9 protein-coding genes are annotated in these 13,959 nt (G+C 58.2%); 7 read left to right on the plus strand and 2 right to left on the minus strand.

Translation table 11 applies throughout. From position 1 onward, the window contains the following. The first annotated feature begins 2 nt into the window (after positions 1–2). The 7 genes from IPH10_05745 to IPH10_05775 all read left to right on the plus strand — a co-directional run bounded on the left by IPH10_05745 (position 3) and on the right by IPH10_05775 (position 8,887). Positions 3–953: a hypothetical protein gene (locus IPH10_05745; GenBank protein MBK6910421.1), complete on the plus strand. Its 951-nt coding sequence runs from the start codon at positions 3–5 to the stop codon at positions 951–953. A 347-nt stretch (positions 954–1,300) separates the two neighbouring features. Next, entirely contained in the window at positions 1,301–3,241 is a 1,941-nt protein-coding gene (locus tag IPH10_05750; GenBank protein ID MBK6910422.1) for a NapC/NirT family cytochrome c, read from the plus strand. A gap of 41 nt (positions 3,242–3,282) precedes the next feature. Beyond that, the gene (locus IPH10_05755; GenBank protein ID MBK6910423.1) at positions 3,283–3,543 is read left to right on the plus strand and encodes a helix-turn-helix domain-containing protein; all 261 of its coding nucleotides are present in this window, start codon (positions 3,283–3,285) and stop codon (positions 3,541–3,543) included. Positions 3,544–4,060: 517 nt separating this feature from the next. After that, positions 4,061–5,773, plus strand: a complete 1,713-nt coding sequence (locus tag IPH10_05760) for a hypothetical protein (protein ID MBK6910424.1) — start codon at positions 4,061–4,063, stop codon at positions 5,771–5,773. Between the two features lie 123 nt (positions 5,774–5,896). Continuing rightward, a complete protein-coding gene (locus IPH10_05765) occupies positions 5,897–7,090 on the plus strand; it encodes a hypothetical protein (GenBank protein MBK6910425.1) in 1,194 nt (397 codons plus the stop codon). Next, positions 7,087–7,968, plus strand: a complete 882-nt coding sequence (locus tag IPH10_05770; protein ID MBK6910426.1) for a hypothetical protein — start codon at positions 7,087–7,089, stop codon at positions 7,966–7,968. The genes IPH10_05765 and IPH10_05770 overlap by 4 nt, the downstream gene beginning before the upstream one ends. After that, positions 7,958–8,887, plus strand: coding sequence for a hypothetical protein (locus IPH10_05775; GenBank protein ID MBK6910427.1), 930 nt, complete (start codon positions 7,958–7,960; stop codon positions 8,885–8,887). Before IPH10_05770 ends, IPH10_05775 begins: the two co-directional genes overlap by 11 nt. A 94-nt stretch (positions 8,888–8,981) precedes the next feature. Here IPH10_05775 and IPH10_05780 read toward each other — a convergent pair whose 3' ends face one another. Both IPH10_05780 and IPH10_05785 read right to left on the minus strand, forming a co-directional pair. Next, positions 8,982–11,480 (minus strand): cytochrome c3 family protein, encoded by a 2,499-nt coding sequence (locus IPH10_05780; GenBank protein MBK6910428.1) that lies wholly within the window; start codon positions 11,478–11,480, stop codon positions 8,982–8,984. Positions 11,481–11,492: 12 nt separating this feature from the next. Beyond that, positions 11,493–13,958 carry a cytochrome b/b6 domain-containing protein gene (locus IPH10_05785; GenBank protein MBK6910429.1) on the minus strand — a complete coding sequence of 822 codons (2,466 nt, stop codon included), beginning with the start codon at positions 13,956–13,958 and terminating at the stop codon, positions 11,493–11,495. Between the last annotated feature and the right edge of the window lies 1 nt (position 13,959).

The raw sequence follows: 13,959 nt of genomic DNA on the forward strand, positions 1-13,959 counted from the left end.
GCATGTTGGCGCGCAACCCGCGACTCTTGTGGTGGATCCCGACGGCGACCTATGCGGTATCGTACGTCTATCTGGCGGTGTTCCACCAGCGCTGGTGGCTATGGGACACGGTGGTGCACGAAGGCGGCACGTTGACGCTGTGGGAGACGACGCTCTACGCCTCGCACTTTCTCGGGCATATTCCTTCTTTAGTGATCATCGCCGTGCTTCTGGCGGGGTGGTTTCGCGTGTTGGCAGGAGCACCTCTTGCCACGGGTGTAAACCGTCGCTGGCTTAGCGCGGCGTTCGTGTTTGTGGGAATCTGCTTTGCCGGGAGCGTGTGGCATTTCGGTTGGAACGAGACGATTGACTATCTGTTCTGGCGCAAACAGAGCGTCGTGCGCAACGAAACCGGCGGTTCTTTCCTGCTGCACCTGCCGAGTACGCTGTCGCTGGTCATATTGATACCGCTATACGTTGCCGTGCTCCTGCGCGTTTGCGGCCGCGCGGTGCAGTGGCGGTCGCGGCCCTTACTTGTCGTGCTCGGTGCGCTGATGACCAGCGTCGTCTTCGCGGGCTTGGTGAGCGGGTCGTTTTCAGATATTCGGCACGCGCTGACGGACCCGCGCTATCTGGCGCACAGTGTCCGGGAGTTGGCGACCTTTCCCCTGACTTTTTTCCCGCTGCCCATCGCTCTCTGGATCGCAGGGCAGGAGCGGAGGACAGGTTGGTCGCCTTCGGCGCGAGTTCCGTTGATCTTGCTGGCTCTGCTGGCGGTGCCGCTCTTGGCCTATCAGGTGTGGCTTCCGCTGACGGTCGGTGTGGGCGAGCTGGCGCAGCAGCCCGGTTTTAGCTCGGGGCCGTTGCCGATTCCCTATCTGCTGGCGGCGCACTATTTCGAACATTTATTGGATACAATATTTTACATAATAATCTGTAATGCGATACTGAGCGGCAGAGGCATGAAGAGGTGAGGTAACCTCGGGGGATAAGTTGACAAAATTCCCCTCATTTGCGGATAAATCGTAACATACCTCGATTCAGCCCGCTCGTAAATTCGTAGGAAAGTGACAGATACACACTATTTCTGCTTGACTGTGCCCGATTGCTTACCGATATTGGTAGTGGACTCGGGATTAGCGCTATTCGGCCTCATCCTCGATCAAAGAGTGTGAGACGATGCCGCGTCCGCATCCCATTTTCGTCTGACCGATTGTGTTTGCGGTCCACGTAAGATCCCGATTCCGTCCTGCCAGTTCAGCGGATTCGGGATTTCGCTTTTTTCTGGCGCCTTTTCCGATTCGGCCACTGGCCCCTTTAAATGAACAAGTTCAGTTGGATAGTTAAGGAATTTTTTGCGGCCTGCTGGGAAACGATTAAGCTTCCCTTCTGGCTGTTTGGTGTTGGCTGGAAGCGCTTAATCGGTTTCGGTCCACGCCGAATCGGTCTAGTGCTGTTCGCCTCGTCAATCGTCATCGTGTTTTCGCTGCTGTTCTTTGTCAAGGTCACCTCGCAGCCTTCGTTTTGCCGATCCTGCCATGTGATGGAGCCGTATTTTGCGGCCTGGGAAACGTCCACGCACCACAATGTGACGTGTACGGAGTGCCACATTCCGCCGGGACTCGAAGGCACCGTGCACTCGAAGTTCTTAGCTCTCTCCATGGTGGCTAACTACTTCACGGGCGTCTACAAACGCTCGAAGCCGTGGGCGGAAATCGAAGACGCGAATTGCCTGCGCCAGGGCTGCCATGATACCCGCCTATTGCAGAGCACCGAGGACTTTCGCGGCGTGAAATTTGACCACAAGCCGCACCTTGAGCAGATTCGCCGCGGGAAGCAGCTCCGTTGCACGTCATGTCACTCGAATATCGTGCAAGGCGAGCATATCACCGTGAACGAGTCAACTTGTTTCACGTGCCATTTTAAGCCCGACTCTGTCGGCGCTCCGACAGCCTTGTCCGGGTGCACCAAGTGCCACAACCCGCCGACTGGAACGATGGCTGCGGACACGAGCTTTGATCATACGCAGATGCTCGCGCGCCATGTAGACTGCCAGAGCTGTCATGCCAGCGAAGTTGTCGGCGACGGTTTCGTCCCGCGTGAACGCTGCAATTCGTGCCACTCGGAACTGCAGCACATCGAGCGCTACGACGATCACGAATTCGTGCATCAGAAACACGTCACGGACCGTAAGGTCGAATGCACGGCCTGTCACATCCAGATTCGCCACGGCAAAGAGGCGGTGGCATTCGCGGGCGAGCAGCGGCGTTGCAGTGAGTGTCATGGTGGTCCGGACGATGCCGTCGAGCGCGTGTGGCGGGGTGACCTGCCGGGGCTGCCGCTGGCGCCGTCGACAATGGCGCGCGCCGGTATGGACTGCGAATCCTGCCATGTCGGCGAGATTCACGCGATGACGCGCGGCGGCCAACGAAGCGAGCCTGTCTGCACGCCCTGCCACGATGCCAACTATGACAAGTTGTGGGCGCGCTGGGACGAACCGCTGAATCGGCGCGTGAAGGAGTTGAAGGGTCGCCTCGGTGGTTTGGAACCGAGCTTGCGCGACACCATGCTGCGCGCCTTGGACATCTATGAAGCGGGCAATCCGCTGCACAATCCCGCGCTGATCGAGCATCTCGCGGCGCGCATTTCGGGACAGCCCGCGGGTTCGGGGACGAGCTGCTCGTCCTGCCACCCAGCCGCCGGCGACGCAGTCGTGCAGCGATCTGGTCAGACGTTTGACCACCGCAAACATACGGCGGCCATCAAGTGCGAAGAGTGCCACGCGACGGGCAGCGACCGCCACGGGCAAATCGTGATGCCGGATGCGAAGTGCAATTCCTGTCACCATCAGCCGTTGGCCAGCGGCAAGCCGAAGTGTGAATCGTGCCACACCACGCAGGCGGCGGTGTTCAATGGAAACATTCCGGTGTTTGCCGGGGCCACGCCGTCTTTCAAGAAGGAGTTGGACTTCGCCTGCACCGATTGTCATGAGACCAGTGGAGCACTCGTGACGCGCGAAGTGACGCCGTTATGCATTGGCTGTCATGATGAGACCTTTGCGGATACGTTGCGCGGCTGGCAGACCGGCGCGCGCGACCTGAACCAAGCTATACATGCCGCTCAGTCCCACTATCGAGTGGATAGCGAGCGGTATAGACAATATCAACAGTTGGCCGATTGGCTGTCACGAGATGGCAGCGGATCGGCGCATAATCCTCAACTTTATAAGCGGTGGTTTGAATCCATCGGAGCTGCCCAATGAACTCCAAAAAGTCTAAGCGAACTACCGCGAAAGGAGACCCCATGACGACTGTAAGTGCGCGGGTGCTAAAGAGTACTCGAGCGGATGGGGTAATGACGCCGCGAGCGAATCAAGATTCGCCGCAGGGGTTGCTCACCCTCTCCGAGGCCGCAGAACTGCTGGGACGTGTTCACCGCACAACGATCATGCGCTGGGTGCGGGAAGACCGCCTGAAATGCGTGCGTTTGTCACGCAAGGTCATTTTATTCGAACGGGACGAAATCAACCGCTTTATTCGCGAGCATCGTGCGGCCGGTCAATAAGCAATGAGGTAGGCAAATTGCCACTCATGACCGGCTAAAATCGGCCATCATTTGATTGAATAACACCCGAATTCCAAGGGGTACGGCCGGCGGAAAAGGGGCTTTCAGGCAAGAACTTACTTGAGTGAGCCTCCTTATCCACATTCTTAGAATACGAGTGGGTTAGTCCGGTTAACTGAATAATCGGCACTTGAGCCCATTTGCGGCCTGCCCACCGGGTCACGATAATCATAAGTGACCTTGCTCTTGGAACGAAAATTGTGTACTATGCGTGCGGAGACTCGTGATAAGCACGAGTGGACGCATTCGGGCACAACATGATTAACCGAACTACACGACATTACTGTTCGCATCACTCGCCGCTTCTTACGGCGAATGCCGAATGCTGCTTCGAATCTGACAAGTATTATCCACAATACATAACCCCCTGACGCACGTGCGGCAGGGGGTCTGTTTTTTCCGGCCGAACGCCGGAGCAACCATTAACGGGAAGAGGACCCGATAAGGGATGCAGAAGATGAAAAGAAACACATTACACCCAGCGTTGTTTATTATTGCCGGCTTGCTGGTGGCCGGCCTGGCCTTCATCGGTTGTGAAGGAGATCAAGGACCGGCGGGTCCATCCGGTACGAATCCGGACATGCCGCCGATCATCACGGTTGTTGTCGCGGCACCGGACTCCGTGGGTACGGGCGAAAGCACGACGTTGTTCGTGAGTGCCTATGACCCCAATGGCGATGCCATGACCTACGCGTGGACGGCCACGGCGGGCACGTTGAGCACGCCGACAGCGCCGGTCACGAACTACACGCCGCCGAGTGGTATTGGCCTGTACGAAATCAGCGTCACTGTGACTGACAATGACGGCAGCGTCAGCGGGATTGTGCGAGTCGGCGTGAACACTTATGTTCCGTCGGTGACGCCGAGCTTCCTGGGTGACAACGCCAACCGTTGCAGCCATTGCCATGAGGCCAAGGTCAGCGGCTGGGAGGGCACGCATCACGCTGAAGCCTATCAGTCACTGGTCGCATCGAGTTCCGAGAACAATCCGTACTGTTTGCAGTGCCACACCACCGGTTGGGATGACATCGTGGCCTTTGACGGCTCGATCATCACGCCGGGCGTGGACAACGCAGGCTACGACGACTATCCGAATCCGAATCTGCGCAACGTGACCTGTGAAGCCTGCCACGGACCGATGGGGCCGGACTTCTCGTCGCACGAGCCGGACATCGAATTGGTCGTCACGGGTGAGACGTGCAACCGCTGCCACTCGCAATATGAAGAGTATCAGCCGTCTGCCCACGGTACGGCCATCGAACGCGCGGGTGGCATTGAAGAATTCAACACCGAGTTCAACCGCTCGACCTGTAACTTCTGCCACACGTCTGAAGGCTTCATCAAGAAGTGGGACGCCGACTGGGCGGATCGCGAAGTGCCGGCTGAAGCGTATCAAGTGTCGTGCGCGACCTGCCACGACGTGCATTCCTATGACGCCGACAACAATCCGGCCTACCTGCGCGGTTTGGCCGAATTCCCGATTGTCTACGCGGGCCCGGACCATCCGGACACGCTGTGGGTGCCCAATGAAGAACTGGGCCTGTTGAGCTTCGGTAAGGGCGCGTTGTGTGCGCAGTGCCACCATGCCCGCCGTGACGTCAACAACATCAATGGCCAGATCAACAACGGTACGCCGCGCCCCGGTCCGCACGGCAGTCCGCAGGCCGACATGTTGATCGGTTACGGCTCGTACGAAATTCCGGGCTATACCTATGAACGTGAATCCGTGCACCAGCCGGATGTCGTGATCGGCGAAGCGTCGCTGGAAGACATGTGCGTGACATGTCACGTCCACACCATTCCGGGCGACACGCCTGGTCATGACTACCACGGCCATAGCTTCGCGCCGGTCGTTGAAGCCTGCAACCAGTGCCATGCTACTGCGGACGGTTTTGACTATCGCGGCCGCCGCACGGAAATTCAGAATCAGATGAACGAGCTCATGGCGCTGTTGCCGAACAACGGCACGCAGCCGTACATGGACACGCTCCATACGACTCGCGCGCAGCGCGAAGCGGGGTATGCGTGGTTCTTTGTCTTGAACGAAGGCTCGATGGGCGTACACAACTACACCTACGCGCATTCGCTGTTGACGAACGCGATCGAATACGTGTCGCCGGGCGGCCCGGGTTACACCGATCCGTCGGACGCGATTCTGGCCAAGAAGTAGTATCATACTTCGATAGACCCCGCATGCGGCGGCAGGCAGCGACCTGCCGCCGCATTGCCACACTTGTAACTAACGGTACACATGCGACGAAAACAGTTGCAGGCAGGACTTCTCCTGTCACTCATGCTGAGCACAATTGTGCTGTGGCCCATCGAGTCCGCCCACGCGGCGGCCGTAACCGGGCGCTTCGGACTTTGGTCCTACTTGCGCGATGATTCCGTTGATCACGTGCAGGTGGTGCCGCTGCTCAGCCTCAACGTCCACCGTTTCGGCGGCGGTGCGTGGAACTTTGAAAGCACCTGGCGCGGCTTCGCCGATTTTCAGAACGGCGACGATAACGGCACCGCCGCAGTTCGGGTCAGCCGTGCCCTACTGATTTGGAAACCGGATGCTTCTCCGTGGGAGGTTCGCGCGGGGCAGCAGTGGCTGAACGAAGGCATTGGCCGCGGCAATCTGCTCGGTCTGTGGAGTAGCTATGCCTTCAGCCGCAAGACCGATTTGCGCATCTACGGCGGCGCACGGCCGCAAACGTCCTTGAGTTTGGACGAGCGCAATCCTGAAGGCGGTTTCACGGCCGGCATGAATCTTCGCGCGCGGTTTGGGCCGCGGCAGTTGGGCTTCTCGTATTCGTATGTCAGCAAGGACGGCGATGTTCTGTACAGCGGCGCTGGAATTGACTTCCATTGCCGCCGGGTCGAGAACGTCACGCTGCGCGCGCGGCTCCACATGAATCTCGAACAGTCGTCTATCGAAACGGCGCAGTTTGCGGCCTACTGGGACGCGACGAAACGGTTACAGATTTCTCTGGACGCGCGTTCGCAAACCCCGCGCGTCTTCGAAGATTCGTTCTTTGCGATGTTTCTCGAAGAAGCCAAAACGACCTCGGCGCGCGGCGGTGCGCAGTACACGCTGTACAGGCGCATCTACGCGACCGGTATGGGCTACGTCGTGATGAAGGAAGGCGACATGCTCTACAAGACGCGTCTCGGTCTGGGCGATGAATACGGCGAGGTCGGTTACACCCACTGGCTGTCGGCCGGAGAAGGTGACATGGACGGCTTCTACGGGTTCAGCCGCCGCAGCTTCGCGAATTTCGAAGCACACGCGGGATTCGATTACTCACGCGGCTCCAACAGCGAAGTTCGCCCCAACACCGAAGCGCAGGTCATCTACGGCGGGCTGAGCTGGTCGCCGCAGCGCATGTTCAGTTTAGGTTGCCGGGTCGAGCATTTGAAGAATCAGTATCACAGTGAAGACTGGCGCGCGCTGCTCTCACTTTCGACGAGCTTCCGTACGAAGCTGGGAGGTGAGCAATGATGCGAGTCGTGATTATCTTACTGTGCGCGGCAACGAGCCTGTTCGCGGGCGATTATCCGCTCGTTGGCTCCGGCGGCGCGCTGCCCACCGCTTTCCGGCATAGTGCGCACGCCGATATGGAGTGCGCGGTCTGCCACGTTGGCGTCAAGGAAAGCGTGGCAGGAACGGACAATCTGTTGCCGAAGTGGAGCGTGTGCAGTGATTGCCACGCCGCAGACGACGTTGCCAACAAGGGCGTGGCGCTTGGCGAACCGATGGACGGCTTCGTCTTCAAAGCCATTACCGATTACAGCGCGATCTTTCGTCACAAACGGCATCTCGACATGGCCAAGCTGGAATGCAGCGCCTGCCATACGAACCTTGACGAACAGGTCAATCACTTCCCGCGCATGGCCGATTGCATGAAGTGTCACAGCGCGCGCGCGGTGGCGATGGAATGCAACACCTGTCACCTGCCGAAGGAAAATCTGAAACCCGCCGATCACAACGTGCTCTGGGTGCAGCGTCATGGCGGTGCGAGCAGCGAGGCTAACGCCAATTGCGCGATGTGCCATGCCTCGGGCAGCGCACTGGATTGCCAAGGTTGCCATCAGGGCGATGCGGTGGTTAATCCGCATCCGCGCAACTACCTGAACAGTCACGGACAGGACGCTCACTTGAGTGACATGCGCTGCGGCACGTGCCACGAGCAGCGCAGCTTCTGTCTCGATTGCCATCGTGACTTGAATGTGCTGCCAACTGATCACTTCCGACCGGGATTCGTCACGCCGAACGGCGGCACGCACGGCGAATCGGCGGAGTTTGATTTGGAAAGCTGCATGTCCTGCCACGACACTCCGAATTCCGAACCAACGTGCGCGAGGTGCCATGCGAAGTAAACCACTCACATTCGCGTTCATTGCGATAGCCGTCGTGGCCGTCGCCTTTGTCTCCTGCTCAGAAGATCGTGTGACCTCGGATTACGATTCACATCCAACCGGCTGGATGGACCCCTATAGCTCCGAATGGCATGGTCAAGCGGCAATCTCCAGTTCAGGAGAAAGTTGTTTGGGTTGCCATGCGCTTAGCGGCTCTGCCCAAGGCTTCGACAACGGCCCGGAGCAGGAAGAAACTGTCCCGACGGTTGGAACAGCTTGTTACGACTGCCATGCTTACCCGCATGTCGAGGGCTTTGGAGAGTCGCATCCGCAGCGTTTCACAAACACGGAAAACTGGGCGGCGATCAGCTCATGCCAATCCTGCCACGGCGTGGACTTCACCGGTGGACGCACCGGTGCCAGCTGCAATGAGTGCCACACGCAGCAGGGCGGACCCGCGGCTTGCAACACATGCCACGGCATGCCGCCCACGACGACTCGACCGCTCGGCAGCGAAAATCCCGGTGCACACTCAGCGCATGCCCGCTATGCCTGCACGGAATGTCATCATCGCGTCGCCGGATTGGATCACATTGACACATTACCCGCCGATATTGGCTATGCCGATGCCCGCATCGCAACGGCCAATGGTTACCCGGTGTCTTATGACAACAGCAATTGTGCGACGTGGTGCCACTCGAATCTGCATCAAGGTGCGCCGATGGTTTCCGTGCAATGGAAGACCGGTCAGACGTTGAACGCTTGCCGTTCATGCCATCAGGTACCGCCGCAGTCGCCGTTCCATCCGACTGACAACCAGTGCCATCATTGTCACCCGAATGTGGACCCGAGTTCCAACTACAATGATGCGAACTTCATCCGCTTCGTGCCGGGCGACACGCTGCACGTTAATGGCACGGTGAACGCGATATTCCCGTAGTACTCTAACGCGATCTCGCCATCCGCCGTTTGAGAACAGCGCGGCCCGGTACATTTAGTACCGGGCCGCTTGCTTTTAGTCGAAGTGCGGACGATTAGAAGAACATCGAATATACAATGAACACGAGTACGATCAAGCCCGTCAAGAACGCCGTCCAGCCCCACGTCAACAACGCAAGTTTGTGCCAGCGCTTCATCGGCGGAATGACATGGTCGTCCAGACTGCCGTGGCTCGTAAGATGCTCGACTTCGCGTTGGCGTTCGCGTTCCAACTCTTCGGTAGACTCACGGCCCGTGAAGATAACGTCGTCGAGCGGGAATTTCGCGGGTCGCAGGTGTCCGTTGAAGAAGTGCACGGTGAAGATGAAGGCCGTCGCGAGCAGCGCCTCCTCGCTGTGGACGATATGCGCGAGATTGATCATCCAGCCGGGCAGAAGCTGCGTGAAGAATTCAGGGTACCAGAGAATGAAACCGCTCGAACCGATAATCACCACGCCCCAGAACACCGCGAAGTAGTCGAACTTCTCCCAATACGTGAATTTGCCAAATTTGGGTTTGGGTCCCAATCCGAGGAAGTACTTGAAGTGGGCCCACATGTCTTTGGCGTCCTGCGGGTTGGGCGTCATCGAGCCTTCGCCGTAGAACAGCCCCTTTTTACGCTGAACGAGAAACGCATAGAGCAGCGACAGAACATGCAGCACGAAGGTCGCGATCATTATGATGGCGCCGACCCGGTGAATGACCGCCATGGTCCGCAATTCAATGACATTGCTCGTGATCCAATAGGCGGCGGAGCTATGCGAGAATTTCAGCGGCAGTCCGGTCATCGCCTGCAGCAGGAAGCTCGAGGCAAGCGTAATATGCAGAGTGCGCTGCCACGGATCAAAGCGTCGTACCCATTTGCGCACCGCTTCGGGACTGCGTTTCGGTCGCCCCGCGGCAATTTCTCGGATGAACCACAGCACCGTGTGCAGGCCGAAGAAGCCGAACACAAAGAACAGCAGCGAGGTCATGAACTTCTCAGCCACAGTGACATTGCGTTGCGGCGCCGTCGCGCCCTCCGACCCGCCGTGCGGGTCATAGTGCGACAGGAACTGCACGAAGTTCTCGTTAGCATCCTTGTGACAGCGCGCACAGGTCTGAACGATTTTTTCCCGGCTGACTTTCGATTCAGGATCATCCTGCGACCGGATGTCATGGTTGCCGTGACAGTTGACGCAAGTCGCGAACTCGTCGCCTTGATAGCCCAGATTGTACGCCTGACCGTGGTAGGTACGTTCATATGACCGCACCACCTCGGGATTCAACTGGAATTTGAGGGCGAACTCGCGATTGCCATGGCACTTGCTGCACATGTCAATGATGTGCCGCGGCAGCATGTCGTCGCTGACCTTTTTGATGTCCTTTTCGCCGTGGCAGGTGATGCAGGTAGGCGCCTCAGTGTGTCCCTTCGCATGCGCCATGCCATGCTCCGAACGCATGTACTCTTGATACTCTCTTGAGTGGCAGTTTTCGCACTGCATGCGCAAATTCGAACGCGGCTCCTGCCCCTCGACCTTACGGTTGAAGTGATAGACGTGGCACTGCGTGCAGTTCGCCACGCCGCCCGCTTCAGTTTCGGTCATGACTTTGCCGTGCGCGAGAAACTCTTTGGCATGCCGTTCGTCGCTGTGACAGCGGTTGCACGTAGCCGGTAGTTCCTCACGGAAGATGCCGCCCGAAGCGTGAACCATTTGCGTCTGGTGTCCGGTATGACAGGCCACGCATGTCATCAGGCGGGCGTCCACGCTGTCCTTGCGATGCAATGACTCTTCGTAACCTTTGTGGCACGTCGCGCACAAGGCGTCGAGCCGATCCACGGACGTATGCGAAGCGGGATCCGCGGGCGACAATATATCGTGCTCGCCGTGGCAAGAAACGCAATTCGGCGCGTTTACATCGCCCGCTTGTATCTTATGATAGTGCTGACTCGCCACATAATTTTGCGACTCCTTCTTGTGGCAATCCATGCAGCCGCGAATACTGTACTGATGCCATTGGGCAGTCGTCATGCTATCGCGCTTCGACTTGAAGTGCGGGTCGTGGCAGGATGTGCAGCTCATCTCAGCGTTGGCAGCCTTGCCGTTGCGCGAGTGCACACTCTTGTCGAACGCGGCGAGCTCGTTGCGGTGGCAGATGCCGCAGACGCGCCGCGAATCGGCATGTTCACGGATGCTATGCGACCCGTGGCAGTCCGAGCATTCGGGCACGCCGCGGAACCCCATGTCATTCAGTTTGTTGAAGAAACCCGCCATGAACATCTTCATGGCCTCTTCGTGGCAGCCGCCGCAATTCACATGGCGGGGCCGCTCATGCGGGAAATCCACGCCTTTGAGATCGGTGTGGCAGTCAATGCAATCCAGGCCCTCATGCACAGACCCCTTTAAACTGTCGCTCGTCACGGTGACCGATTTGGGCCCCGTCAGAGTTTCCATCGTCATCGCGGGATCGCTGTGGCAGTCCATGCAATCGTTGTTTGATTGCGAGTACAAAGGAGTGGCCGCGCACAGCAGCGCGACAATGGACGAGAGCAGGAAGGTGATTGCTTTATTCATCGAACCGGCGTCTTAGTGTTTGTCTTTGTCAGGTTGGGAGGGCGAATCGTCGTCCGTCACCTCGTCGGTGTTCACGATCTTGTCATACCAGCGGCGGTGGCGATGCTTGACCAAGTCCAGCGAGATCTTACCGGTCAGCCAGGTCCAGCTCATGGGATACTCTTCAGGGTGGAAGATCACGAAGAAGAAGTGCCACACTACGATGGCTAACGTAGCCAGCCACGCTTCGTAAAGGTGAATCGTCTGGCACACGGGCACCGCCCACGCGGGAAGAATCGGCGACAATTGGGCCGGGAACCACAGCACAAATCCGGTCGCGATCATCAGAATGGTACCCCAAATCAGCGCCCAGTACTCAGCTTTCTGCGAATAGTCATACCGATCAAACTTGGCGGGTTCATCGCTCTTGTTTAGATGATAAGCCAAATTGTCGCGCAGTTCCGTTACGTCGTGCTTGGCGGGCAACATGGCCGACCATTCTTCGCGGCCGCGGCGCGTGCGGAAAAGGTACCAGATATGGTAAACAGAGCAGATGATGAGTCCGATGGCCATAACGCGGTGCGTCACGCTGCGGAAACCTTCGGTGAAGCCAACCATCGAGAGCATCTTGACCCACCATGCGTCCGGGAATTTCAATGCAAAGCCTGTCACCGCCAGCAGAATGAAGGTAATCGAGAGAATCATGTGCTGGATGATCTGATGGCGGTCAAACCGCGTCACCTTTTTGCCCGCGGTCTGATGTTCGCGCGCTTTGATCATATGGTAGTTCAGGATCAGCAGGTTGTGCACGACCATGCCACCGATCACGGCGAAAATCATGATCCAATAGATGCGCGCGATCCACCACTGCGCACCGCCTTCAATCGGCTGTAGTGCCTTGTGCGTGTAGGATTGCGAAAAGTTCGCATCTGCCTTAGGATGACATTCGGCACATGTGCGCGTGACATTCGCCGGGTGAATGCTCGACAAACTATCGGCGGCCGTCCGAACGGCGTGTGCTCCATGACAGTCAGTGCACGAGGGCGTGTTCTTGGACTTAGCTTTCGTAGCTAAACCGTGGTAGCTGTCGGTGTAAGTCGAGACGACATCCGGAGCCAAGCCATACTTGCGAATGATGTCAGGATTCTCGTGGCACTTGCCGCACGTTTCCAGAGCGATCTTGTCGTGGCTGACCTTGCTGCGCGGATCCTTCGGCGATATCAGCAGGTGCTCACCGTGACATCCTGTGCAGGTCGGGCTGTCATCCACGCCGCTCTGCAGGGCGCGATAGTGGATGGAAACGCGATACTGCTCCTGCTCGCTCGAGTGGCAGCGACCGCACGTCTTGTCAATGTTGATATGCGCAATTGTGGATTCCGGATTGTTGCTGCCGCGAATCGCATGTCCGCCGTGACAATCAATGCAAACCGGCACGTCAGGATTGCCTTCCTTGAGCAGTTTACCGTGCGTGCTTTCGAGGAAGTTCTCAAACGAGCGCGGCAGACGCACTTCCGGGTCGAGACCGATACCCACCTGGCTGTGACATTTTGCGCAGGTTTCAACTTGCCGGGACCGGTGCATCGGTGACGCCGGATCGGAGATGCGCCGGATATTGTGCGCGCCGTGGCAGCTTTCGCAGCGTGGAGCGCGCGGCGATCCGCTTTCGAGCGCGTAGGCATGCAGGCTCAGGTTGTAGCGCGCGACCGATTCGGCGTGGCAAGCGCCGCATGTGGCTTCGGCAGGCGATTCGTTTGTAACACGCAGCGTCGTGTCCGACGGTGCGCGACTGCGATGCTCACCGTGGCACTCGAAACAATGGGACAGGTTGCGCCCTTCCCTGAATTGCGCGTGCACCGACTGCTTGAATTCCTCGGCCACGGCTTGGTGGCAACTCAAACATGCGTCCTCAAGTTTGTCGGACTGGCGCTTTTCTGAATGCACGGAGTGCGCCGTATGGCAGTCAGTACACGACGGCAGTCCTTCTTTGCCTGCTTTGTGCAGCTGTCCATGAATACCGACATCGTAACTCGCATAAGAGGCGGTACGTCCGCCTTCCGGAGCGTGCATGCGGTTATGGCAAGTCGCGCACGTCTGATCTATCTTCGCTTTGGCAGTCTTGGTGCCCACGTCTCCGGCGCCCGAGATATTGTGCGTGCCGTGACAGGCTGCGCACTTCAGAACGCCCTCATGTCCGCCCGCGGCGACCTGTGCGGCCGGTTCCTTGTGACAGCCGGCACAGTTCACGGCGGCGAGTCGCTCAGGGTGCGGCCAGTCATCGAAATTCTTCAGGTCAGCGTGGCATTCCACGCACGCAAGTTTGGAGTGCTTGGAGTGCTTGAGCGAATCGTCGGTCACGGTCAACGAGGTGACCGAGCCGTCGGCGTTGGTCCGCGTCAAGGTGCCATCGGAGTGGCACTCGATGCAAGTTGCGTTATCAGGCGCGGCTTGCAACGGCAGCGCCAGGCAGAACAGCAGTAGGAGGGACAGAAGGGCGTTCATG

This window comes from bacterium, from assembly GCA_016702305.1.
In the GTDB taxonomy this organism is placed as follows: domain Bacteria; phylum Electryoneota; class RPQS01; order RPQS01; family RPQS01; genus JABWCQ01.